Source organism: Variovorax sp. TLI9-5A, from assembly GCF_056867935.1.
Window position 1 is genome coordinate 906,148 of the sequence record NZ_CP200310.1, and the last position, 22,687, is coordinate 928,834.

Consider the following 22,687-nt stretch of genomic DNA (forward strand, 5'->3'; position numbering starts at 1 on the left):
GGTTGGGCGCGGCCTTGCACATTCGGGTGTTGCTGCGTCGCAGCATGGGGGCCTGCAGCCCGCCATCGTTCAAAACGGGCGACTCCTGTTCAAGACACGCGCGCCCCTGCGGCTCACCATGCGGCGAGACTCGATCCGGGACATCGCCATGACGACCAACCCAAGGCCGCCGACCTTGACCACCGCAGGTGGCGCACCCGTGGCGGACAGCCAGCATTCCATCACCGCCGGGCCGCGCGGACCGATCCTCCTGCAGGACTATCAGATGGCCGAAAAGCTTGCCTACCTGGCGCGCGAGCGCATTCCGGAGCGGGTGCTGCACGCCAAGGGCGCGGCCGCGTTGGGCAAGCTGCGCATCACGGGCGACATTGCGCGCCACACCTGCGCACGCTTTCTGCAGCCGGGCCGGGTCACGCCCGTGCTGGTGCGCTTCTCGGGCCTCACGGGCGAACGCGGCTGCGCGGATGCCGAGCGCGACATGCGCGGCTTCGCCCTGAAGGCCTACACGGAAGAAGGCAACTGGGACCTGGTCGGCAGCCACCTGCCGGTGGCCTGCATCCGCGATCCGCAGAAGTTTCCCGACCTGGTGCGCGCGCTCAAGCGCCACCCGGTGAGCCATCTGCGCTCGCCCACCGCCATCTGGGACTTCTGGTCGCTCTCGCCGGAGAGCATCCACCAGATCGTGATGCTGTTCTCGGACCGCGGCCTGCCCAGCAGCTACCGCCACATGCACGGCTACAGCGTACATGCGTTCGGGCTCATCAACGACGCCAACGAGCGCTGCTGGGTCAAGTTCCATTTAAGGACACGGCAGGGCATTCGCTGCCTCACCGATGCGCAGGCCCGCGCCACCATCGCCGCGGACCGCGAGAGCGCGCAGCGCGACCTGTTCGAGGCCATCGAGCGCGGCGAGCACCCGCGCTGGTCGCTGCATGTGCAGTTGATGAGCCAGCAGCAGGCCGAGGCGCTGCCATTCAATGCCTTCGACCCCACCAAGGTCTGGCCGCAAGCCGAATGTCCGCTCGTCGAACTGGGCGAACTCACGCTGGACGCCAACCCCGACAACTATTTCGCGCAGGTGGAGCAGGCGACATTCAACCCGGCGCACATGGTGCCAGGCCTGTGCATCTCGCCCGACAGGCTGCTGCAAGGACGCCTGCTGGCGTATGCCGACGCACAGCGCTATCGCGTCGGCACGCACCACGCGGCGCTGCCGGTGAACCGCCCGCGCGCGCCGGTGCACACCTACCACGCCGATGGTGCGATGCGACTGGACGTGCCGCCCCGCACCGACGCCTACTACGAGCCCAACTCGTTCGGCGGACCGCGTCCTGATCGACAGCACGCGGAGCCGGCGTTACCGCTGAGCGGCGACGCGGCGCGCTTTCACGATCGCCAGGGTCTCGGCGACTACGTGCAGGCGACGGCGCTGTACCGCCGCATGGGAAGCGCAGAGCGGGAGCGTCTGGCCGCCAATATCGCAGCGGCGATGGCAGGCGTGCCCGAGGTCATCCAGCGACGGCAGATCGAGCACTTCCGGCTGGTTGACGCTGTGTTGGGGCAGGGGATCGCAGCGCAGCTCGGCATCTAGCCGCAGGCAGCGGAGCGCGGTCAGGGGTGCGGGCGGTTCTCGCAACGCACGCTCGATGGCGTCCCGCAGTTGCAGCAGACCGAAGGACACATCCGTGAAGACACAGTTCACATAGAACGTGGGCGTAGCGCGTACCTTCAGCCGTCGCCCGGCTTCGACCTGCTCCTGCACGCGCTGGCGGTAAACACCGTCCTTCAGCACGTTCTCAAAGCGTGGTATGTCTGGGTCGAGTTGCCTGGCATCGGCATCCAGGTGCCGGTTGTCCAGGTGGCTCTGGTGGTTGAAGAGCAGGCGGTCAGGGGGCCGACGCCGGTCCGAGGATGTGATCGGCGGCTGGGTCAGGCGAGAGAAGTGCGAGCAGGGCGAGATCGGGATTCGCGTGCGATGGCGTGCTCATGGGGCCGGTGCGAGGTAGTGAGTACGAAGGATCGCGGAACTCGGCGTTTCGTATCGGTATCCGCGTTCGGACATCTTTATTTCTCAAGCTGCATCTTTTTGCGCCAACCGCCCGGCGGCATGCCGGTGTGCTGGGAAAAGACGCGCGTGAAGTGACTCTGGTCCGCAAAGCCGCAAGCTGCGGCAACGTCCGCCAGAGGTCGTTCGACGTCCTTCAGCAACGCGCGCGCGCGTTCCAGCCGCTGTGCGGTCAGCCATTGGTGCGGCGTCTGGCCGGTGGTCTCGCGAAAGGCGCGGATGAAATAGCTGCGCGACAGGTTGCAGGCGCCGGCAATCTCTGCGATCGAAATGTTGCCGTCCATCTTGCTGCGCAGCATCTCCTTCACGCGCGCCTCGTGCGATCGCGAAAGCAGCCGGTTCGCCGGGGGCTCGGTCGCAGTTGCAGCGCGGCCGTAGTTGTCGACCAGGTAGCTCGTCATCGCGACGCTTAGTTGATCGACGAACAGCAGGCTAACCTCGGCAGGACGTTCGAGCGCAGGGGTCAGCGCGCTTGCGAGATGGGCGAGTACCTCGTCCCTGACGCCTGCAACCTCGACAAGACCACCAACGCGCGGCCCCCGCTTTTCGTCGATGGCGCGCTCCAGGGCTGGATGGGAGATTTCGAGCAGCACGAAGTCGAAGCCGCTTTGCATGTCCGCGCGATAGCGGTCGCAGAAATCGCGGACGTAGATCGAGCCCTTGCTGAAGTCATGGCAAGACGCATGGTGCTCATGAAGGATCCGTCGGCGATGACCGTCTCGCAACGAGATGCCGAGCAGTACGCCGCGCCCGCTGGCGGCTGTCTCCACATAGTGCCGCTCATGGGCGTTCACGGTCTTGCGATAGATCCGAACGCCGTTGGCCGAAAGTTCCTGATCTCTCTGCAGATGACCGACCGTGCACCCGAGCAGGTCTTGTGGCGTGAGCCCTTGCCCTGCTGGGAGCGGTTGCCCTTTCGCCTCGTTGAGACTGCTTTCGGCGCGCATGAACAGGGGGGCGGGAATTGGGGTGACGGGGTATCCGACTGGCGGTGTCGCGACGAATTATGGATAGAAATTTTGCGCGCTTCCTTGAAGATATTTCTCGCGCAGTCGATCGTGCCTATGGGGTTGCACCCCTTGTCGGCTCGACCTAGTTCTTCTTGTTGCACATCGCGTGCCAGCCGTCAATGTAGATGTGGAGTGCCGCGACGGCCGAGCCGCAGGAAGTCTCGAGCGAGGCGAAGCGGTGCTTGATCGGTGCCGAGTATGCGTTCGGCGCAGTTGCTGGAAAACCCCTTCACCAGCAAAAAACTTTTTCCTGAAAGTCAACAGTTGAGCGGGAGTTCGAAGGGGTCGCGGTCGCGAGGCCGTCGCGCAAGCCGATGCGGCGCCGCGGCCGGCGAAGGAAAAACAAGCGTTCAATTTGGGCGCCGAATGTGCAATACGTGCATCGCACTGGACCTCATAGTCAGGTCCCATGGTTCGTCGCCGTCCTGAAAACGGGCGGCTTGCGCAATCCAAGCTCGTTGACTTCTTTCAAGGAACCCATGAATAGTCCTGCCGATCCCATGATCACAGTCTTGCTGGTTCACGGCGCCTGGGCCGATGCGTCCAGTTGGCGAAAGGTCATCCCCCTGCTTCATCGTGCGGGCATACCTGTGGTGGCGGTACAAAACCCGACAAGCTCTTTGGCCGACGACGTAGCCGCGACGCGCGCCGCTCTCGAAAATGTCCAGGGGCCGGTCGTACTGGCAGGTCATAGCTGGGGTGGGACAGTGATCACGGAGGCAGGGAATGATCCGAAGGTGAAGGCGCTCGGCTTCGTTGCGGCATTCACCCCTGACATCAATGAGTCCACGGGTGATCAGGTGGCAGCCCACCCCGCACCACCCGGACTCGCCACCGTCGCACCCGACCGCTCTGGCAATCTGGTGATGAGCGTCGAAGGATTTCTTCGGAATGTCGCCCAGGCGGTGGCCGATGTCATTCTCGAGGCCGTCCGGCCAGTCGCTTCCCTTGAAGCGCAAGCCTGAAACTGCCGAGGTCACACATGAAACAGCTCGATCTTCACACCGTTTTCGACAGCGACAGGCGCAAGCTTCTTCTCGCCAGCGCGGGGACCCTGGCGATCGCCGGTCTCCCGATGGTGGGGAATGCAACCCACTCACCCAAGCACCGCGCAACAGCGCATTCTCAGAAAGGGCATCACCTCATGAACACGATCACCACCAAGGACGGCGTAGAGATCTTCTACAAGGACTGGGGACCCAAGGACGGCCAGCCCATCATGTTTCATCATGGGTGGCCGCTTTCGAGCGATGACTGGGATGCCCAGATGCTCTTCTTTGTGCAGCGGGGCTACAGGGTGATTGCGCACGACCGGCGCGGCCATGGGCGATCGGCGCAGGTCAGCGAGGGCCACGACATGGACCACTACGCTGCCGATGCCTTCGCTGTCGTCGAGGCGCTGAACTTGACCAAGGTCTTCCACGTCGGGCACTCGACCGGCGGCGGTGAGGTTGCGCGCTACGTCGCGAAATTCGGCCAGCCCAGCGGCCGCGCTGCGAAGGCTGTACTCGTGAGTGCGGTTCCCCCCTTGATGCTCAAGACAGCGAGCAATCCGGAAGGATTGCCGATGGAAGTGTTCGATGGCTTTCGCAAGGGTGTCGCGGACAACCGGGCACAACTTTTCCTCGACGTCGCGACAGGCCCGTTCTACGGTTTCAACCGGGACGGCGCGAAGGTCTACCCGGGGGTGATCCAGAACTGGTGGCGGCAGGGAATGATGGGCAGCGCCAAGGCCCACTATGACGGCATCAAGGCCTTTTCAGAGACTGACCAGACAGCGGACCTCCAGGCGATCACCGTGCCGACCCTGGTCATGCATGGCGACGACGATCAGATCGTTCCGATTGCCGACGCTGCGCTGAAGTCAGTCAAGCTGCTGAAGAACGGCACGCTCAAGGTGTACAAGGGCTATTCCCACGGAATGCTCACCGTCAACGCAGACGTCATCAATCCGGATCTGCTGGCATTCTTCAAGAGCTGAGGCGTCAGGCGAACGAGCGCACTCCGTTGTCACTGGGGCGGCGCCGGCCTGTCCGGCGTTGCCCTGTCTCAGATGGGTTCAGGCCAGGGAGCTTGCTCCGAACGGACCGACTCGTAGAACGCCGCCATCTGCAGCACACCCAGGTCGTCGAACCGGCGACCTGCAATCTGCAGGCCGATGGGCAGACCGCTCCTGGAATAGCCGCAATTGATCGATGCCGCAGGCTGCTCCGACTGGTTGAACACCGAGGTGAAGTGCGAGTCCTTCAGCGGGTTCTCCGCTCCGCTGTTGATGGCTTCTGCCGCGAACGGCAGCACCGGCGACACGGGCGACAGCACGTAGTCGTACGGCTGCGTGACGGCCACGGTTGCTGCGCGCAATGCCTGCATGCGCGTGAAGGCACGGAAGGTTTCCTCGGGCGAGAGCGAGCCCGCGAACTCGCCTGCGGCATGGATGTAGTCGGCCGCCAGCCTGGCGCGCTCGATCGGCATGGCGGCCAGGTCGACGCGGCAGCGCATGGTGAAGAAATGCGCCATGCCCATGCGCATTTCCAGCGTGGTCCAGTCGGAGAGCGGCTCCACGATGGCGCCGGCCTGTTCGAAGACGCGTGCCGCGGCCAGAACGGCGTCTTTCACTTCGGGGTCGATCGGCCAGCCGCCCGTGGTGTCGGTCCACAGGCCGATGCGCAGGCCCCGTACCTCGCGGCTCAGGTTTTCCCATGCAATGTCTTGTGCCGGCAGGCTCATGTAGTCGCGCGGGTCGGGGCGCGAAACCACCTTCATCAGCAGCGCGGCATCGGCGACCGTGCGTGTCATCGGGCCGATCACGCGGGCGGCTGCCGGCGGGTCGACCGGAATGCGCCCGTGGCTGGGCTTGAGCCCGAACACGCCGCAGAAGTTGGCGGGGATGCGCACCGAGCCACCGATGTCGGTGCCCAGGTGCAGCGGGCCGTAGCCCGCGGCAGCGGCAGCGCCCGCACCGGAGCTGGAGCCACCCGTGTTCTTGCTCAGGTCCCAGGGGTTGCGCGTGAGTGCATGAAAGCTCGACGGGGCCGCACCCAGGAAGCCGAAGTCCGGCATTGTGGTCTTGGTGACGATCACCGCGCCCGCTTCACGCAGGCGAGCGGCCGCCGGTGCATCCGCCGTGGCGGGCGACAGCACCGTGGCGGCGCTGCCGATCGGCGACGGCGTGCCGCGCGTGGCGATGTTTTCCTTGAGCGTGACCGGCACACCGTCCAGCTCGCCTTGCGGCGCGCCTTGGTTCCATCGCGCTTCGGAGGCCTTGGCCGAGGCCAGGGCGGCGTCGGCGTCGAGCCCGTATGTGGCGTGGATGCTCGGCTCCCAGCGTTCGATGCGCGCCAGCACCGACTTCGTCACATCGACGGGGGAGAGGGTGCGGTCGCGATAGCGCGCCAGCAGTTGGACGGCGCTCAGGGCGTACAAGGGTGTTTCCATGGTTGTCTCTTTGGGGGTCGAAGATGTTGATCGGAGCGGTGGCTGATGCGCGCGCATCAGCCCTGCCCGAATGCGTAGCCCTGACCAGGGGCCGCGGCCAACAGGGAACGGGTGTAGGCCTCGCGCGGCGACAGCAGCACGTCGTGCGCCGTGCCTTGCTCGACGATGCGGCCTTTGTGCATGACGATCAGCCGGTCGCAGATCTGGCTGGCCACGCGCAGGTCGTGCGTGATGAAGAGGATGCCGATCGACAGGCGCTGCTGGATCTCCGCGAGCAGCTTGAGGATCTGGTCCTGCACGGAAACGTCGAGTGCCGAAACGGCCTCGTCGGCAATCAGCACTTGCGGCTCGCAGGCCAGCGCGCGTGCAATGCACAGGCGCTGCCGCTGGCCACCGGAGAACTCGCTCGGGTAGCGATGCAGCACCTCGGGCTTCAGCCGCACGAGGTCCATCAGTTCTTCGGCGCGCTGCCAGGCCTTCTCGGGCGACAGGCCGAAGTTGACCGGCCCTTCGATGATCGACTGGCCGACCGTGCGGCGCGGATTCAGCGAACGGTTCGGGTCCTGGAACACCACCTGCACCATGCGCCGGAAGGCCGAGAGCCGCGCGCGCGGCGCGTGCTGCGCCTCGATGTGAGGCACCCAGACCTCGCCGTCGGTCGGCTCGATCAGCCGCGCGATGCAGCGCGCCACGGTGGACTTGCCCGAGCCCGACTCGCCCACGATGCCCACGGTTTCGCCGGCATGCAGCTTGAGCGACACGTCGGTGGCCGCATGCACCGTGCGGCGCTTGCCCGGCCACGAGCCGGAACGGTAGGTCTTGGTCACGCCGCGCGCATCGAGCAGCGGCGGTGTGTCCGCGGCGAGCGGCCGCAAGATGGGCTCCAGGCGCGGCACGGCGTCGAGCAGCATGCGCGTGTAGGGTGCCTTCGGGCGCCGCAGCACGTCATCTTTGGGGCCGCTTTCGACCTGGCGGCCCAACTGCAGCACCACCACGTGGTCTGCAATGTCCGCGACCACGCCGAAGTCGTGGGTGATGAACAGCACCGCCGTTGCGTTCTCCTGCTGCATCTCGCGGATGAGCGAAAGAATCTCGGCCTGCGTGGTCACGTCCAGCGCGGTGGTCGGCTCGTCGCAGATCAGCAGCGCGGGCCGCAGGATCAGCGCGATGGCAATCACGATGCGTTGCCGCTGTCCGCCCGAGAGCTGGTGCGGGTAGGCGTCGTAGATGCGCTCGGGTTCCGGCAGCTTGACGCGCGCGAAGATGGCCAGCACCTTCTGCCGGCGTTCGGCGGCACCGAGCGCGGTGTGCTCGGCCAGTATTTCGTCGACCTGCGCGCCGCAGCGCATCACCGGGTTCAGTGCCGTCATGGGTTCCTGGAACACCATCGCCATGCGGGCGCCGCGCCATGCGCGCAGGTGCGCGGCATCGGCGGCAAGGATGTTCTCGCCCAGGACCTCGATGCGTCCGCCCGAGGGCACCAGCGAATCGGGCAGCAGCCCCATCACCGCCTGGGCGATCACCGACTTGCCGGAACCCGACTCGCCCAGCAGGCACACGACCTGGCCCGGCATCACGTCGAAAGACACCGCATGAACGGCATGCGGCCGGTCCGCGCCTTTCGGCAGGTCGATGCACAGGTCGCGCACGACGAGGCAGGGCGATACAGCGGGGTGCGTGTTGGAAAGCGTGGCTGCCATGCTCAGCTCCCGCGCTTGTTGAACTTCGGGTCGAGCGCGTCGCGCAGGCCGTCGCCGAGCATGTTCACCGCCAGCACCGTGAGCGCGAGGAAGGCGCCCGGCAGCAGCACGGTCGAAGGATGCGACGTGAAATACGCGCGGCCCTCGGACATGATGTTCCCCCAGGTCGGCACGTCCGATGGCAGGCCGATGCCAAGGAAGGACATGACCGCTTCCGTCAGCATCGCGGCCGCGCAGACGAAGGTGCCCTGAACGATCAACGGAGCCACCGTGTTGGGAAGAATGTGGCGCAGCATCAGCTTCCACGTGGGCGTGTCGAGCGCAATGGCCGCCTCGACATACGGCTCTTCGCGAACCGACAGGACGACAGAGCGCACCAGCCGCGCCACGCGCGGCGTTTCGGGAACGACGATGGCAAGGATCACCGTCAGCAGGCTGGGCCGCCAGACAGCGACCAGCACGATGGCGAACAGGATGCCCGGGATGGCCATCATCCCGTCCATCACACGCATGATCACGCCGTCGAGGCGGCGAAAGTAACCCGCCGTCATGCCGACCAGCATGCCGAGTGCGATCGAACCCAGCGCAACGGCCACGCCGACCGACAGCGAGATGCGTGCACCGTAGGCCGTGCGGCTCCAGATGTCGCGGCCCATGCTGTCCGTGCCCATCGGGAAGAAGCGCTCGAAGCTGTCGCCGGCCAGCGTCATGAACTCGGCGTGCGCGCCCGGCGACAGGTGCGAACTGGCCGGGTCCATGGCGTTGGGGTCGATGGTGTAGAGCCACGGGGCCGCGACGGCCAGCACCACCATGAGGCATAGGATCGCGCTGCCCGTGCGCACGGCGCCGTTCGAGAAGGCGCGGCGCAACAGGGATGGCTTGCGATGGCGGGGCGCTGCCGTCGCCGTCGTTTCCGCCGGGATGGAAATCGAAGTCATGGAAAGGGTCTCCGAAAAATGAGGGCCGCGCGTGTCAGTAGCGGATGCGCGGATCGAGCAGCAGGTAGCTCAGGTCCACCAGCAAGTTGACGACGACGTAGACGAGCGAAAAGAACAGGGTGATGCCCTGGATGAGCGGGTAGTCGCGCGAGAGCACCGCATCCACCGTCAGTTGGCCCAGGCCCGGTATGGCGTAGATGGTTTCCGTGACCACCACGCCGCCGATGAGGCCGGCCACGCTCAGGCCGATGATGGTGGCGATCGGCACGGCCGCGTTGGCGAGCGCATGGCGAATCAGCATGCGCCGCTCCGAGATGCCCTTGGCGCGCGCGGTGCGCACGTAGTCTTCGGTCAGCGCTTCGGAAACCGCCGCACGCGTGACCCGTGCAATCAGCGCCGCATACATCACGGCCAGTGTGACGCAGGGCAGCACCAGATTGCGCAGCCATGGGCCGACGCCCGCGGCGATGCGGTTGTAGCCCTGCGAAGGCAGCCAGCCCAGCTGCATCGAGAACAGCCAGATCATCAGGTAGCCCGCGACGAACACAGGCACGGAGAAGCCGAGAACCGACGCGCCCATGATGAAGCGGTCGAGCCGTCCGCCGCGCCGCGAGGCCGCCAGCACGCCCAGCGGCACGGCGATCAGTACGGTGAGCACCACGGTCACGGCGGCCACCGACAGCGTGGGCTCCAGCCGTTGGCCGATCAGCTCGGTCACGCTCATCTTGTAGAAGTAGGAATAGCCCAGGTCGCCGCGCAGCACGTGGCCCAGCCATCCGAAGAACTGGCTGACGATCGGCGCGTTCAGGCCGAGCTGTGCGCGAATGCGTTCGACGTCCTGCACGCTGGCCGCGTCGCCCGCGATGGCGGCCGCCGGATCGCCGGGCGTCATGCGCAGCAGCAGAAAGACGATGACGGCCACGATCAGGAGCACGGGCGCCGTGGCCAGGCCGCGCCGCAACAGAAAGTTGAGCATGTGAGAAGGTCTCGTTCAAGCGGTTGAACAGCCGGCGCGGGCAAAGGGAGCCCCAGACCGGTTGCCACGGGTGCAACCGGCCAAGCGCCTCGGTGAAAGAGGTGAGGGGGCTTGCCTACTTCTTGCGCACGTTCCAGTACAGAACGGCGGGCGACGGCAGCAGTCCGCTGACCACGCCACGGCGCACCGCCGTGGGCGCCTTGCCTTCGCCCAGCGGGGCGATCACGCCGCCTTCGAGCACGCGCAACTGGATCTGCGTCGCGATGTCCTTGCGCTGTGCGATGTCGGTGGTTTCGATGAAGCGCGTCTTCAGCGCTTCCAGCTCCGGATCGGTCGGCCAGCCGAAGAAACCCTTGTCGCCGTTGCCGGTCAGCGGGCCATAGCTGATCGGGCTGCTGGCATCCACGCCCCCCCAGAACGTGATGAAGACGTTCCAGCCACCGTTTTCCGGCAGGTCCTTCTTGGTGCGACGCGTCACGAGCGTGGCCCAGTCGGTGGTCTGCACGTCCACGTTGAAGCCCACCTGCTTGAGCAGTTGTCCGTAGATGGCGGGCATCTTGTTCAGCGCCGGCGCATCACCGGGCAGCAGGATGACGACAGGCTTGCCGTCGTAGCCTGATTCCTTCAGCAGCTTGCGGGCTTCCTCGAACTGCGGCTTTCCGGTGAAGAAGCCGGTCTTGTCGCTCGCATACACCGAGCCGCACAGGTAGATGGACGCGCAAGGCTTGTAGAAATCGCGGTAGGTGGCCTGGGCCCGCAGCATGGCTTCCTGGTTGATGGCGAGCATGGCGGCCTTCAACGCCTTCGGGTTGTTGAACGGAGGGACCTTGTGGTTGTAGATCGCCGTGAAAGGGCCCGCGGGCATCACGTCCACCAGCTCGATCTTCGGGTTGGTGCGCATGTCGACAAAGCCGGAAGAGGGCACGGTCTCGACCATGTCGACCTCGCCGTTCAGCAGCGCGTTGACCTGCGTCTGCGGGTCGCGCAGCAGCACCCATTCCACGCTGTCCACGTTCACCACCTTGCCGCCCGCCAAACCCGAGGGGGCCTCCTTGCGCGGCACGTAGGCGGTGTTCTTGCGGTAGATCACGCGGTCGCCGGGGCGAAAGTCTTCCTTGGCGAGCGTGAAGGGGCCGGAGCCGATCATCTCGTCGATCTGCTTGTCGGCGGGCGTGTCGGCCACGCGCTTGGGCATGATGAACGGCACCAGCGGATTGGGCTTGCCCAGCGCGTCGAGCACCACGCCGAAAGGTTGCTTGAAGTTCATGCGGAAGGTGTTCGGGCCCTCCGCCGTGATGCTGTCCATGGCCTCGTACATCTTCTGGCCGAGCGTGTCGCGCTTGCCCCAGCGGGCCAGCGAGGCGATCACGTCCTGCGAGGTGACGGGCGCGCCATCGTGGAACTTCAGGCCGGGGCGCAGCGTGAAGGTCCAGACCTTGTTGTCGGGGCTCACGGTGTACTTGTCCACCATCTGCGGCTTGATCGCGCCCTTTTCGTCCATGCCGAAAAGGGTGTCGTAGATCATGAAGCCGTGGTTGCGCGTGATGTTGGCGGTGGTCCAGATCGGGTCGAGGATCTTCAGGTCCGACGAGGGCACAGTGCGCAGCACGGTGTCTGCGCAGGCCGCGGCCGATAACGTCAGGGCCAATGCCGACAGGGTGACCGCGGACGCGCGGCGCAGCGAGAGTGGAGTTGCCATGAAGCCTTACTTCTTTCGAGGAGTGCCAGAGGAAGGAGGGGGAGGTGGTGAGGAGGAATCCGCAGACTTGCTTTCCCGCAACTGGGTCAGCAGAAACTCGAAGATGTCGCGCGAGGCCTCTTCGGCGGCCATGATCTTGTGCAGGATGCGGCGCAGCGTTTCGACCTCGCTTGTGCTGAGGCAGTCGAGAAAGCGTGCTTCCATCTCTTGCCCGATGGGCTCGGCCTGCAGCACGAGGTCGATGCCGGACGGCGTCAGGCACAGATGGATCTGCCGGGCGTCTTCGTTGCCGATCTGGCGCTGGACCAGTTCGCGCTGCACCAGCGAGCCCACGAGTTTGGAGACCAGCGTCTTTTCGATGCCGCAGGTCTGCACCAGCTGGCCCATGGTGATGCCGGGTGCGCCGCCGATCATCCGAAGCAGGCGCACGTCGCGGATCGACAGGCCGAGTTCGATCTCGTACACACGCGAACCACGATCTCTGGTGCGCGCGGAAGCCACGTCGAGCAGGACGTTGATGTAGTCGGTCTTCAGTTGAAGTGGTGCGTGCATGGCCAGATGGAAGAAGTCTTCAATAGTTGAAATATTCAACCATATCCAAGGCCCATGCAAGCTCTGGGCCAGCCATCGAGGGAAATCCCCTACGAAAGGCGCTGCCCTGGGGAAACTCCTCTGTAGCGAGATGAAAAGTAGCCGAGTCTGGGCGGCAAGGCAGTCGCCGAACCGGTGCGGCGCGCGCACCAGGATGAAGCTTGTGCGTGGATTTTCTCGCCTATTGGCTCCGCGGGACGCGGACATAAGCTTGGTGGGCGTACACGAATGACGGCTACGCGGTGATTGCCGACGCCGGGCTCGGAGCCATCAATGTCCACATTGAAGCCGACACTCGACAGTCAGATGTCGTGCGATAAGTCATCCTCTGGACATGAGGCAGAACCGGAATGCTGCCGAGCCGGTGACGGCGTTCCGGAGCGCATCCCAATTCTCCATCTCGAGGTCAGGAAATTGGAGAGCGGTCATCAGACGCTTGTGAAGCTCGCGAGAACTGCGAACGCCGCTTCGCTACATGGTCATCGTTCAGGCACATCAACAGCTTCTTTTCCACCTCGTAACTCTGGCTTGTGAGGCCGTGTTCCATGAGTTTCGGCAAGGAGCCCTTTCCTCTCTCAGGTCTGCACGATTCCCAGCCCAGACGTCGACAACAGCAATTCCACAACCGCGCCGAGTGCATTGCGCAGTTCCTGCTGATCCCTTGCGGCACCCGTTGCAATGCGCACGGCATTCTTCGGCTCGCCTGCGTCGAGCACGAACACGTCGCTCGAAAGGATCGCCACGCCACGGCGGGCTGGGCCACCGCGGCCGGCACCCTGCTTCCTGGTGCACAGGTCCATGCGATCGAGCCCGAGGGCTTCGATGACACCGGGCGTTCGCTCGTCCAGCGAGCGCGCATGAGGAACCGCGCGCTGAGCGGCACGATCTGCGACGCACTTCTGGTGCCGACGCCGGGCGCCCTGGCGTTCGAGGTCATGCGGTCCTGCCGTGTGAGAGGCGCGACGGTGTCCGACGGCGAGGTTCGCGCTGCCATTCGCTTTGGTTTCGAGCACCTGAAGCTCGTTCTGGAACCTGGCGGTGCGGCCGCTCTGGCGGCCGCCATGTTTCGTCGCTTTCTAACGGGTGCTTCGGGCGTGCCGGCGATTCTCTCGGGCGGCAATGTGGATGCGGAAGTCTTCGAACAGAGCATCGGCCATGTGCATTGTTGAACGAGTGCCCAATCAAGGCTCACTTTTACTTCGGCGCGGACAGTGCTGGGCAAAGCCTTGGACGCATCGAGCGGCGCCGGTGCGCGCGGTGGGACTTCCGCCTCACATACCCATCGACGCCCCCGACCGCGGCGCGGCATGCTTAAAGGTGCGAGCCAGTTTCCTGCCTTGGACCAAGAGCATTCAAGGTCCCCGAACCGGAACGCTTGCTCGTCGGCTTGTTCGCGCGAAAGCCGACATAGCGACATGGTTCCAGCGGCCTAAACAGATTGATTGCCGCTCTGACTCCGAGACCCCCAGCACCACAGTTCTGCCAGTCGGAACGAGCGGCCACGCATGCCATTTCCTGGTTGGCCATGGAGGAGGGCCTATCCCATTCAAGCGGCCAATTGAATTGGGATCACTTGTCCGCGGCGACGGCTATCCAGGTAGTTGGCCCACCAGCCCATTAGCTGAGTTCGCTCCTGCAACCGCGTGCCCCGGTCGTAAGCGGCTCGTACCTGATTGCGCTCTGCGTGAGCAAGCTGGCGCTCGATTGAATCCGCGCTCCAGCCAGCTTCATTCGCGACCGTGGAAAACAGGGCCCGGAAGCCGTGTGCGGTCGCCAGGTACTTGTAGCCCATGCGCGCCATCGCGCTATTGAAGGTGTTCTCGCTCAGGGGCTTGGATGGGTAAAAGGGGCTTGGAAAAACGAGTTCTCGGTTTCCGCTCAAGGGCTTCATAGCTTCGACGATGGCAACCGCCTGCACCGAGAGCGGAATCACGTGCTCCGTCCGCATCTTCATCCGCTCGGCCGGAATGCGCCACAGCCTGGCATCCAGCTCAAATTCTTCCCAGCGAGCATTGCGGACCTCGCCTGGTCGCGCGGCAGTCAACATCAGAAGCCGTAGGGCGTGGATCGTATGGGGATCTCCCTCGTAGACATCCAGTTTCGCCAGAAACTCAGGCAGATCGGCCGGGCCCAGCGCCGCGCGATGTTGGACGCGTCTGGGCTTGAGAATCTCAGAAGGTATGAGGTCCAGCATGGGGTTGCGATCAATGTGCTGGTGTGTTGCCGCGTAGCGGTAGATGGCCTTGATGCGCTGCAGGACCCGTGTGGCGATCTCCGATGCCCCCCGTTTCTCGATGCCCTTGACTACCTCCATGACTTGCTTTGGGGTGATGACCGACATTGACAGAGCGCCGAGAGTCGGAAAGACATCTGCTTCCAGGGATGCGCGCGTGCGAGCCAGCGTGTTTGCTTCCCAACATCCTGCCTGGTGCGACAGCCACTCCTCCGCAACGGCTTTCAAGGTGCTGGTCACCTCCTTGATGGCCTCTTCCTTGGCAGCTTTCTTGAGTGCCCCAGGATCCTCTCCGCGACTCAGCGCTTGCTTGGCCAAGAAGCGCTTCTCGCGAGCATCTTTGATTCCCACTGTCGGATACACACCGAGGGCGAGCAGTTTCTCTTTGCCACCAAAACGATATTTCAGTCGCCAATATCGGCCGCCGCTGGGCGAGACTTGAAGGTACAGGCCCTCGCCGTCGGTATAGCGACCGGGAGTGGTGAGATTGCGGACTTTGACATCGGATAGCGGCATGATGCTGAGCTTTCAGGGGGGGTATTTTTGGGGGTATGCGCCAAAATCGAACTTAAGAATAGCAAGCATTTATGCGGCCTTGGACAGAGGTTTGGTTCCTGGCGGCCCCACAGGTGCCCGGCTTTTTTGTTTTTCGATGATGGTGCAGGCCCCGCCGCGCTGCTCGAACGGCGCGCTGACATGTGCGACCCGATCGCAGGTGATCGTCTGCAGACAACTCTGGGGACAGTTTCGGCACAAGTACTTCGTTATCCACAGCCGGAACAGCTTCCCGGATGTTGTCCCATTTCCGGGCGCAGCCCCGAAGCAGGGGCGCACACAGCGGCACGGAAACCGTAACTCCTTGTCCCACAAAGAAAAAATGCTGCTGTCCACAGCGCGGGTTTACCCTTATCTACTACTACTATCTTTAAATAAAGAAAGTAAGTAATTAAGAAGCCGAGGCAAGTCCGCGCTCCCGTTGGCGATTCCGGTCGCCGGCAAGCCGGAGACTCAGCCGCCCGACTGCTTCATGCGCCGGGCGGTCTCGACCACCACGTCGCGCAATGAACGCACCGTCGGGTGCGCTTCGAGTTCCTTCAGCGTGAAGAAGCTCACCGGCGGCAGGTTCCAGTTCAGCCGATAGGGCAGCGCCGCCCAGTGGCCCGCGCTCTCCATGCCGGCCACCACGTCGCGCGCGAAGATGGTGATCGCGTTGGGCTCCTGGCGCAGCAAGGTCTCGATGCTGCGGATCGAGGTGGTTTCCAGAATGGGCAGCGGCGGCTGGACGCCCGCGCCCACGAAGATCGCGTTGTACGTCCTGCGCATGGGCGTGTTGGGCGGCGGCAGTATCCAGTCGAGCTGCGCCAGCTTGGCCCAGTCCAATGGCCCGCGCGAGAGGCGCTTGAGGTTCTTCGCGCCGACCACGAGGCAGGGCTCCTGCTCGTGGACCGCCTCCTGCACCAGCCCGCGCGCGTCGCCGTCGTAGGAGCGGCCGATGGCGCAGTCGAGTTCGCGTGCGATGAGGCTTGCGACCAGCTCATCGGTCGTGCCCTCGCGCGCCATCACCGAAATGCGTGGCGAGCGGTCGAGCAGGTGCGTGAGCGCGGCCGACATCAGTTGCTGCGGCACCTGCTGTGTGAAGCCCAGCCGTAGCCGCCCGGCGCGGCCCGCTTCGAGCGATGTGAGCACGCGCGTGGTCGCCTCGAGTTCGGCGAGCCAGCGCCGCGCGTAGTGCAGTACCGCGTCGCCCGCCGCTGTCGGCACCAGACCCCTGCTGGTCCGGTCGAAGAGCGTGTTGCCGAAGATGTCTTCCACCTCGTGCAGCGCCTTGGTGATCGCCGGCTGGCTCAGCTGCATCTCGGCAGCGACGCGGCCCAGCGTGCGATGCCGGTCGATGGCCTGCAACAGCGAGAGCTGGCGCAGCTTGAGGCGGGAGAGCAGCGCACGCTGCAGTTCGGCGGCGGGGTCGCGGGCAGTGGGCAAGGCCATAACTCCACGGTTATCGGGCTATCAGAAATTATTTCATTTTGGTGAATTGCGAGTCCTAGACTTTTCCCCATGGACCCGAGCACCGCACCGACGACCACCGCCATCACGGCGGGATTCCTGGACTCGCTGGCCGAAGCGCAAGACGCTGGCGAGGCGATGCGCCTGATCGACCAGCGCCGCCTGCAGGTGGCGCCGGGCAGCATCTTCAGCATCCAGCAGAACGTGACGACCGGTGGCGATGCGGCCGGCCAGGTCCTGCTGCGCCGCTTCTACTCGTCGGAGGCGGCGACCTTCCCGGTCAACGGCGCGAAGCGCAAGACGCTCACGCCCTGGAGCGATTGCCTGTTCGTGCAGGGCCGCGTGTTCGTCGGCGAGGGCGAGCACGTGCTCGCGCGGAACTTCGAGGACTTCGAGCAGATGCGCGACTACCGGCTGTGCAGCGTGGTCAACGTGCCGCTGATGCAGGGAAGGATCTGCTTCGCCACCTTCAACGTCTTCGGCACCCGCGAGCGCTGGCTGCCGGAAGAAATCCTGGGCATCCGCCTGCTGGCGCTTGCTGCCGCGCGCTGGGTGCCCGTCGCGACCGGGCTCGCCTACAGCTTCGAGGGAACGCCATGCCTGTGACCGCCTTGCATCACTTCACGATCCGCTGCGCGCCGGACGAACTGCCGCCGCTGCTGGATTTCTACACGCGCGTGATGCGCCTCACGGTCGGCGCGCGGCCGGAGATTCCTGCGCCCGGCGCATGGCTGTATGCGGAAGGCCAGCCGATCGTGCACCTCTACGCACACCTGTCGGCGCCGGATGAACCTGTCGAGCCCGTCACCGGCCACGTCGACCACATCTCGTTCCGCTCCCATGGGCTCGCCGAGATGCGGGGGCACCTTCGCGCGCTGGGCGTTCCGTTCGCAGAGGCGCCGATTCCGGGCTGGGCGATCCACCAGCTCTTTCTGCACGATCCGTGCGGACTCAAGATCGAAATGACTTTCTGGATGGACCAGGAAGAACAACCGGTGGAAGGCGGCGCGCCATGACCAGCTTCGTCCAGGCCGGCGAAGTGCGCATCGCATGCGAGCGCGAGGGCGAGGGCCCGCCACTGCTGCTCATGCATGGCGCCGAAGCCTCGCGCCAGATGTTCGCGGCGCTGGTGCCGCATCTGTCGAAGCACTTCACCGTGATCGCCTACGACCAGCGCGACTGCGGCGAGACCGAAGGACCGGAACGCGCATCGACGCTGGCCGATCTTGCGGACGATGCGCAGCAGCTCATCAAGGCGCTGGGGTTCCGGCGCGCGCACGTGTTCGGCTCCTCCTTCGGCGGGCGGGTCGCCCAGGCGTTGGCGCTGCTGCATCCGCGCTCGGTCGATCACCTCGTGCTCGGCAGCACCTGGCCGCTGCCGCGCCCCTACGAAGAGCTGTGCCCGGACGCGAGGCGCCTGGCCGAGCTGCGGCGCGATCTGCCGGCCACGGCGGAGGAGCTTGCGACCTGGTTCTTCCCCGAAGCCTTCCTGCAGCAGCGGCCGGAACTGCGGCGCGTGTTCGCGAACGCGCAGCCCGGCTCGGCGCGTTCCGCCCGGCGGATGGCGACCGTGCAGACCGCGCTCGAAAGAGGCGTGGCCGACATCGTCGCGCCCACGCTGGTGCTGGCGGGCGAACTCGACCGCGTGGTGCCGGCGAGCGTGACGCTCTCGATGGCCGGCCGCATCCGCGGCGCCGACGCGGTGCTGCTGCCCGGCATCGGCCATGTCACCGCGATGCAGGCGCCGCAGATGCTGGCGCAGCACATCGTCCGCTTCCTGACGCCTGAAGGAGCCAAGTCATGAGCACGAACCACGAACACGCGCGCGGGCGCCCCGACTACATCCGCATCGAAGGGCTCTCCAAGCATTTCGGCGACGGCGGCGAAGGCGTGCTCGCGCTGAAGGACATCGACTGCAGCATCGAGCAGGGCAGCTTCGTGACCATCGTGGGGCCCAGCGGCTGCGGCAAGAGCACGCTGCTGCGCATCCTCGCCGGCCTGCTCGACTACGACATCGGCCGCGTGGTGCTCGACGGCCAGCCCATACGCGGCACGCGGCGCGACGTGGGCGTGGTGTTCCAGAGCTCGATCCTGCTGCCCTGGCGCACCATCCTCGAGAACGTGATGCTGCCGGCCGAGGTGCTCGGCATCCCGGCGAAGCAGGCCCGCGAGCGTGCGATGCAGCTGCTGCACATGGTCCGGCTCGACGGCTTCGAGCACAAGCTGCCGCGCCAGTTGAGCGGCGGCATGCAGCAGCGCGCCTCGATCGCGCGGGCGCTGCTGCACGACCCCAAGATCCTGCTGATGGACGAGCCCTTCGGCGCGCTCGACGCGATGACGCGCGAGCGCATGAACCTGGAGCTGCAGCGTATCTGGATGGAAAGCGGCAAGACGGTGGTGCTGATCACGCACTCCATTCCCGAGGCGGTGTTCCTCGGCGACAGGGTGTTCGTGATGTCGCCGCGCCCCGGCACGCTGGAGCGCGTGCTGCCCGTCGACCTGCCGCGTCCGCGCTCGATGGAGGTGATGTCTCATCCCGCCTTCGCGGCGGCTTCCGCGTCGATCCGCGAGCGCTTCTCGCATGCGGCTTCGTTCGACTGATTCCATTCGATTGAAAGAGGCCCAGATGACCACCGCCATGCTCGCCAAGTCAGACTCTTCCGCGCTATCCGGCGACCACGCGCCGCCCCCTGCGAAGCCGAAGCCGCGACGCCGCGCCAATCCGCTCGCCTCGACGCGGGTGCAGTCGATCCTGCTGCTCGCCACGCTGCTGGGTTCATGGGAAGCGGCCGTGCGGGTCTTCAAGGTGTCGGGGCACCTGGTGCCGCCGGTGAGCGACATCATGGTCGCGCTGTGGCGCGGCCTCGCGACGGGACCGTTCGCCAAGGACGGCTTCTGGTATCACGGCGGCGTGACGGTCACCGAGATACTGCTGGGCTTTCTCATCGGCAGCGGCGTCGGCCTCGCGATAGGCATCGTGGTGTCGCAGATGCCGAGGGTCGAGGCGCTGCTGGAGCCCTACGTCGCCGCGCTGCAGAGCGTGCCCAAGGTGGCGGTCGCGCCGATCATCGTGGTGTGGCTGGGCTTCGGCATCGGCTCGAAGGTGATGATCATCTGCCTGCTCACCTTCTTCCCGGTGCTGGTGACCAGCATCGCGGGCTTCAAGGCGGTGGACCCCGACCGCATCGACCTGCTGCGCTCGCTCTCGGCGACGCAATGGCAGATCTTCCGCAAGGCCAAGTTCCCCAGCGCGCTGCCGTACATCTTCGCGGGGCTGAACATGGCTGCCGCCTTCAGCGTGGTCGGCGCGGTGGTCGGCGAGTTCGTCGGCGCGCAGGCCGGGCTGGGCGTGCTCATCCTGCAGATGGAGGCGCAGGCCGACACCGGCGGCAGCTTCGCGGTGTGCGTGGTGCTCTCGGTGATCGGCATCGTGCTGACCGACCTGCTGCGCCGCATCCAGCGCCGCGTGCTGCACTGGATGCCGGCCGACGCATCGCAGCGGACGGTGAACGTCTGAGCATCCGCATCCCTGCATTCCCGCATTCCCGTTTTTCCGTATGAAGGAGCGAGCCATGTTGACGCGACGTGATTTCGGCCTGGGCCTCGGCGCCCTGGGCCTGGCCGGCAGCCTCCCGGCGCTGGCGCAGAGTGTGCGGATGATGAAGGTGGCGAACACCGCGGCGGTGAACGACCCCCAGCAGTGCTTCTGCACCGCGGGCCAGCACCCCAAGCTCAACTTCTACAAGCCCGGCGGCGTGGACGTGGAGTACGTCAACATGTCGAGCATGACGCAGGCGCTGCAGAGCCTGCGCGCCGGCCATGTCGACTTCGGGCCGGCGGTGCCGGGCATCCTGCTGCCCGCGATGGCGAAGGACCCATCTCTCGACCTGGTGAGCGTCTACAAGTGGCTGCCGCGCAATGCGAACGTGATCGTGGTGAAGCCCGGCAGCCCGATCAAGTCGGCCGCCGACCTCGCGGGCAAACGCATCGGCGTGCGCAGCCAGGGCGACACCGGCATCGTCATCACCCGGACCATGCTGGCCGAACTGGGCCTGAAGGACGAGGGCTGCGAGTACATCGCCATCGGCGACGGCGCGCCGGCCGGCGCCGCCATCGACAACGACCGCGTGGATGCGATGGTGGCCTTCGACACCGCCGCCGCCCGCATCGAGCTGGTGGGAACGAAGCTGCGCTACGTGCCGCTTACGCCCAGGTTCGCGCAGGTGGGCTCGGGCTGGCTGTGCGTGCCGCGCAAGCTGCTGAAGGACGAGCGCAAGGCGCTCGTGGCGCTGTTTCGCGGCATCGCGAAGTCGACCCTGTTCTCCAACGCGAACCTCGACGCGGCCATCGACCTGCACTGGGCGACCTACCCCGAGAGCCGGCCCAAGGGCCGTAGCGAGGACGACGCGCGCAAGGAGCTGGCCTTCATCCTCAAGGACCGCAAGAACAGCTGGATGCGCCGGCCCGACGACCCCGATCAGCGCATGGGCGCGTCGTCGCCGGCCGAATGGAAGGCCAACATCGACATGGCCGCCGAGAGCACCAGGAACCCGAAGCTGGCCAGCGAACTGGGTGACCCGAACCGGCTTTTCACCAACGAGCTGATCGACGAGATCAACGCCTTCGACAAGCAGGCGGTGATCCAGATGGCGAAAGAGTTCAAGCTGTAGCCGGCGAAGGAGCTACCCCATGGACGTACTCGTTTCCGGCGCCAGCATGGCCGGTCTTTCGGCGGCCTGCTGGTTCGCCCGCCTTGGTCATCGGGTCACCGTGGTCGAGCGCTCCGACGGGCTGCGCCCGGGCGGCGCGCCCATCGACGTTCGCGGACGCGCGCTCGGCACGGCACAGCGCATGGGCACCCTGCAGGCGATCGCCGACGAGAAGGTCGCCATCTCCGATCCGGCGCCTGTGCTCGACGGCAGCGGAACTCAGGTCGCCACGCTCGATCTGCGCTGGTTCGCCAACGAGACGGACGAGGACATCGAGATCACGCGGGACCGGCTCAATCGGATCCTGCTGGGCGCAATCCCCGAGGGCGTCGAGTTCCGGTTCAGGACTTCCATCGTGTCGATTGCCGATCGTGTGGGCGGCGTGGACGTCGTCTTCACGGATGGACGGCAAGGCCGCTACGACCTCGTCGTCGGCGCCGACGGCCTGCACTCCAACGTGCGCAGGCTGGCCTTCGGACCGGAGAAGGACTACGTGCGGCACTTCGGACACTACGTGGCGCTCGTCGATCTTCCGGCAGGCAGGGAGTGGCGCCGCGCGATGCTCAACGTGCCCGGTCTCACCATCGCCGTGCGCGATGCGGGCGACGGACCGCAGGGGATGATGATCGTCGCCAGTCCCGAGATCGACTACGACTACCGCGACCTCGATGCGCAGCGCAGGTTGATCGACCAGTTCCTCTCCCGCGTCGATGCATGGCAGGTGCCCGCGATGCGCGCGGCCTTCATCGATCCCGATGCCAGGGGTTTCTACTTCGATTCGGTGAGCCAGACGCGCATGCCGGGCTGGATCAACGGCAACGTCGCGGTCATCGGCGACGCGGGCCATTGCGCCGCGCTGCTGTCGGGCATGGGAACGACGCTGGCGATGGTGTCGGCCGAACTGCTGGCGAACACTTGGACCGAGCACGGCGGCGACATGAAGGCCGCGTCGCCGGTCTATCACGAGAGGCTGCGGCCGTATGTCGAACAGTGCCAGGCCTTCGCGAGCGAAGGCGCGCCGATCATGGTGCCCGCGACGCAGGAGGCGCTCGACGAACGCAACGCGATGTTCCGCGCGTATGCGGAAAGGTTCGCGAACGCGTGATCCGCATCGGCCGCGGCCCATGCGGCTTGTGAACATTCGACACCTGCGATCCGGCGTGCACAGAGGCGCCGCCGCCGCTGCGCGCATTCGTTCACGAATCCGCTGAAGCATTCGCCGGCGTCGAATGAAAGACGCCGCGCACTTGGATACTCCGACGAAACATGCCGCCGACCAGAGCGGCAACAAATGATTTCAGGGAGGATCCATGTCCATCTTCGATGG

Annotated in this window: 20 protein-coding genes and 1 pseudogene; 11 read left to right on the plus strand and 10 right to left on the minus strand. The window is 65.5% G+C overall.

What is annotated here, in order from left to right:
- Positions 1-148 precede the first annotated feature (148 nt).
- A complete protein-coding gene (locus tag AC1VNX_RS04460; RefSeq protein WP_483155635.1) occupies positions 149-1,591 on the plus strand; it encodes a catalase in 1,443 nt (480 codons plus the stop codon).
- Between the two features lie 473 nt (positions 1,592-2,064).
- On the opposite strand, the gene AC1VNX_RS04465 is transcribed toward AC1VNX_RS04460, so the two are convergent.
- Positions 2,065-3,012, minus strand: a complete 948-nt coding sequence (locus AC1VNX_RS04465; RefSeq protein ID WP_483155636.1) for a helix-turn-helix transcriptional regulator — start codon at positions 3,010-3,012, stop codon at positions 2,065-2,067.
- Between the two features lie 542 nt (positions 3,013-3,554).
- On the opposite strand from AC1VNX_RS04465, the gene AC1VNX_RS04470 reads away from it, so the two are divergent.
- Together AC1VNX_RS04470 and AC1VNX_RS04475 are read left to right on the plus strand one after the other, a co-directional pair.
- Positions 3,555-4,040 carry an alpha/beta fold hydrolase gene (locus AC1VNX_RS04470; protein ID WP_483155637.1) on the plus strand — a complete coding sequence of 162 codons (486 nt, stop codon included), beginning with the start codon at positions 3,555-3,557 and terminating at the stop codon, positions 4,038-4,040.
- Between the two features lie 179 nt (positions 4,041-4,219).
- Positions 4,220-5,056 carry an alpha/beta fold hydrolase gene (locus AC1VNX_RS04475; RefSeq protein ID WP_483161875.1) on the plus strand — a complete coding sequence of 279 codons (837 nt, stop codon included), beginning with the start codon at positions 4,220-4,222 and terminating at the stop codon, positions 5,054-5,056.
- A 68-nt stretch (positions 5,057-5,124) separates the two neighbouring features.
- Here AC1VNX_RS04475 and AC1VNX_RS04480 read toward each other — a convergent pair whose 3' ends face one another.
- The 7 genes and pseudogenes from AC1VNX_RS04480 to AC1VNX_RS04510 form a co-directional block, all read right to left on the minus strand.
- Positions 5,125-6,510, minus strand: a complete 1,386-nt coding sequence (locus AC1VNX_RS04480; protein ID WP_483155638.1) for an amidase — start codon at positions 6,508-6,510, stop codon at positions 5,125-5,127.
- Positions 6,511-6,566: 56 nt separating this feature from the next.
- Entirely contained in the window at positions 6,567-8,210 is a 1,644-nt protein-coding gene (locus tag AC1VNX_RS04485; RefSeq protein ID WP_483155639.1) for a dipeptide ABC transporter ATP-binding protein, read from the minus strand.
- Between the two features lie 2 nt (positions 8,211-8,212).
- The gene (locus AC1VNX_RS04490; protein ID WP_483155640.1) at positions 8,213-9,148 is read right to left on the minus strand and encodes an ABC transporter permease; all 936 of its coding nucleotides are present in this window, start codon (positions 9,146-9,148) and stop codon (positions 8,213-8,215) included.
- A gap of 34 nt (positions 9,149-9,182) precedes the next feature.
- The gene (locus AC1VNX_RS04495) at positions 9,183-10,124 is read right to left on the minus strand and encodes an ABC transporter permease (RefSeq protein ID WP_483155641.1); all 942 of its coding nucleotides are present in this window, start codon (positions 10,122-10,124) and stop codon (positions 9,183-9,185) included.
- A 115-nt stretch (positions 10,125-10,239) separates the two neighbouring features.
- Complete coding sequence (locus tag AC1VNX_RS04500; RefSeq protein ID WP_483155642.1) at positions 10,240-11,823, minus strand: ABC transporter substrate-binding protein; 1,584 nt, start codon at positions 11,821-11,823, stop codon at positions 10,240-10,242.
- Positions 11,824-11,829: 6 nt separating this feature from the next.
- Positions 11,830-12,375, minus strand: coding sequence for a MarR family winged helix-turn-helix transcriptional regulator (locus AC1VNX_RS04505; RefSeq protein ID WP_483155643.1), 546 nt, complete (start codon positions 12,373-12,375; stop codon positions 11,830-11,832).
- A 360-nt stretch (positions 12,376-12,735) separates the two neighbouring features.
- A pseudogene (locus AC1VNX_RS04510) lies at positions 12,736-12,870 on the minus strand (barstar family protein); the annotation flags it as partial.
- An 89-nt stretch (positions 12,871-12,959) separates the two neighbouring features.
- Between AC1VNX_RS04510 and AC1VNX_RS04515 the strand changes: the two are divergent.
- Entirely contained in the window at positions 12,960-13,583 is a 624-nt protein-coding gene (locus AC1VNX_RS04515) for a pyridoxal-phosphate dependent enzyme (RefSeq protein WP_483155644.1), read from the plus strand.
- Between the two features lie 377 nt (positions 13,584-13,960).
- Here AC1VNX_RS04515 and AC1VNX_RS04520 read toward each other — a convergent pair whose 3' ends face one another.
- Together AC1VNX_RS04520 and AC1VNX_RS04525 are read right to left on the minus strand one after the other, a co-directional pair.
- Positions 13,961-15,163, minus strand: a complete 1,203-nt coding sequence (locus AC1VNX_RS04520) for a tyrosine-type recombinase/integrase (protein ID WP_483155645.1) — start codon at positions 15,161-15,163, stop codon at positions 13,961-13,963.
- A 492-nt stretch (positions 15,164-15,655) separates the two neighbouring features.
- Positions 15,656-16,627: a LysR family transcriptional regulator gene (locus tag AC1VNX_RS04525; RefSeq protein ID WP_483155646.1), complete on the minus strand. Its 972-nt coding sequence runs from the start codon at positions 16,625-16,627 to the stop codon at positions 15,656-15,658.
- Positions 16,628-16,702: 75 nt separating this feature from the next.
- Between AC1VNX_RS04525 and AC1VNX_RS04530 the strand changes: the two genes are divergently transcribed.
- The 7 genes from AC1VNX_RS04530 to AC1VNX_RS04560 are packed head-to-tail and all read left to right on the plus strand — an operon-like array spanning position 16,703 to position 22,465.
- Positions 16,703-17,257 carry a GAF domain-containing protein gene (locus AC1VNX_RS04530; protein WP_483155647.1) on the plus strand — a complete coding sequence of 185 codons (555 nt, stop codon included), beginning with the start codon at positions 16,703-16,705 and terminating at the stop codon, positions 17,255-17,257.
- Complete coding sequence (locus AC1VNX_RS04535; RefSeq protein ID WP_483155648.1) at positions 17,248-17,667, plus strand: VOC family protein; 420 nt, start codon at positions 17,248-17,250, stop codon at positions 17,665-17,667. The genes AC1VNX_RS04530 and AC1VNX_RS04535 overlap by 10 nt, the downstream gene beginning before the upstream one ends.
- Positions 17,664-18,455 carry an alpha/beta fold hydrolase gene (locus AC1VNX_RS04540; RefSeq protein ID WP_483155649.1) on the plus strand — a complete coding sequence of 264 codons (792 nt, stop codon included), beginning with the start codon at positions 17,664-17,666 and terminating at the stop codon, positions 18,453-18,455. The genes AC1VNX_RS04535 and AC1VNX_RS04540 overlap by 4 nt, the downstream gene beginning before the upstream one ends.
- Positions 18,452-19,252 (plus strand): ABC transporter ATP-binding protein, encoded by an 801-nt coding sequence (locus tag AC1VNX_RS04545; RefSeq protein WP_483155650.1) that lies wholly within the window; start codon positions 18,452-18,454, stop codon positions 19,250-19,252. The genes AC1VNX_RS04540 and AC1VNX_RS04545 overlap by 4 nt, the downstream gene beginning before the upstream one ends.
- 25 nt (positions 19,253-19,277) lie before the next feature.
- Positions 19,278-20,168: an ABC transporter permease gene (locus AC1VNX_RS04550; RefSeq protein ID WP_483155651.1), complete on the plus strand. Its 891-nt coding sequence runs from the start codon at positions 19,278-19,280 to the stop codon at positions 20,166-20,168.
- A 55-nt stretch (positions 20,169-20,223) separates the two neighbouring features.
- The gene (locus AC1VNX_RS04555; protein WP_483155652.1) at positions 20,224-21,321 is read left to right on the plus strand and encodes an ABC transporter substrate-binding protein; all 1,098 of its coding nucleotides are present in this window, start codon (positions 20,224-20,226) and stop codon (positions 21,319-21,321) included.
- A 19-nt stretch (positions 21,322-21,340) separates the two neighbouring features.
- Complete coding sequence (locus tag AC1VNX_RS04560) at positions 21,341-22,465, plus strand: FAD-dependent monooxygenase (RefSeq protein ID WP_483155653.1); 1,125 nt, start codon at positions 21,341-21,343, stop codon at positions 22,463-22,465.
- Positions 22,466-22,687 lie beyond the last annotated feature (222 nt).

Excerpts from the sequence above, each read along its gene's own strand:
- AC1VNX_RS04480 (WP_483155638.1), bottom strand. The coding sequence starts at position 6,510 with ATGGAAACACCCTTGTACGCCCTGAGCGCCGTCCAACTGCTGGCGCGC.
- AC1VNX_RS04495 (WP_483155641.1), bottom strand. The coding sequence starts at position 10,124 with ATGCTCAACTTTCTGTTGCGGCGCGGCCTGGCCACGGCGCCCGTGCTC.
- AC1VNX_RS04535 (WP_483155648.1), top strand. The coding sequence starts at position 17,248 with ATGCCTGTGACCGCCTTGCATCACTTCACGATCCGCTGCGCGCCGGAC.
- AC1VNX_RS04460 (WP_483155635.1), top strand. The coding sequence starts at position 149 with ATGACGACCAACCCAAGGCCGCCGACCTTGACCACCGCAGGTGGCGCA.
- AC1VNX_RS04505 (WP_483155643.1), bottom strand. The coding sequence starts at position 12,375 with ATGCACGCACCACTTCAACTGAAGACCGACTACATCAACGTCCTGCTC.
- AC1VNX_RS04500 (WP_483155642.1), bottom strand. The coding sequence starts at position 11,823 with ATGGCAACTCCACTCTCGCTGCGCCGCGCGTCCGCGGTCACCCTGTCG.
- AC1VNX_RS04485 (WP_483155639.1), bottom strand. The coding sequence starts at position 8,210 with ATGGCAGCCACGCTTTCCAACACGCACCCCGCTGTATCGCCCTGCCTC.
- AC1VNX_RS04560 (WP_483155653.1), top strand. The coding sequence starts at position 21,341 with ATGGACGTACTCGTTTCCGGCGCCAGCATGGCCGGTCTTTCGGCGGCC.
- AC1VNX_RS04515 (WP_483155644.1), top strand. The coding sequence starts at position 12,960 with ATGAGTTTCGGCAAGGAGCCCTTTCCTCTCTCAGGTCTGCACGATTCC.
- AC1VNX_RS04555 (WP_483155652.1), top strand. The coding sequence starts at position 20,224 with ATGTTGACGCGACGTGATTTCGGCCTGGGCCTCGGCGCCCTGGGCCTG.
- AC1VNX_RS04475 (WP_483161875.1), top strand. The coding sequence starts at position 4,220 with ATGAACACGATCACCACCAAGGACGGCGTAGAGATCTTCTACAAGGAC.
- AC1VNX_RS04550 (WP_483155651.1), top strand. The coding sequence starts at position 19,278 with ATGACCACCGCCATGCTCGCCAAGTCAGACTCTTCCGCGCTATCCGGC.
- AC1VNX_RS04540 (WP_483155649.1), top strand. The coding sequence starts at position 17,664 with ATGACCAGCTTCGTCCAGGCCGGCGAAGTGCGCATCGCATGCGAGCGC.
- AC1VNX_RS04520 (WP_483155645.1), bottom strand. The coding sequence starts at position 15,163 with ATGCCGCTATCCGATGTCAAAGTCCGCAATCTCACCACTCCCGGTCGC.
- AC1VNX_RS04465 (WP_483155636.1), bottom strand. The coding sequence starts at position 3,012 with ATGCGCGCCGAAAGCAGTCTCAACGAGGCGAAAGGGCAACCGCTCCCA.
- AC1VNX_RS04470 (WP_483155637.1), top strand. The coding sequence starts at position 3,555 with ATGAATAGTCCTGCCGATCCCATGATCACAGTCTTGCTGGTTCACGGC.
- AC1VNX_RS04530 (WP_483155647.1), top strand. The coding sequence starts at position 16,703 with ATGGACCCGAGCACCGCACCGACGACCACCGCCATCACGGCGGGATTC.
- AC1VNX_RS04490 (WP_483155640.1), bottom strand. The coding sequence starts at position 9,148 with ATGACTTCGATTTCCATCCCGGCGGAAACGACGGCGACGGCAGCGCCC.
- AC1VNX_RS04545 (WP_483155650.1), top strand. The coding sequence starts at position 18,452 with ATGAGCACGAACCACGAACACGCGCGCGGGCGCCCCGACTACATCCGC.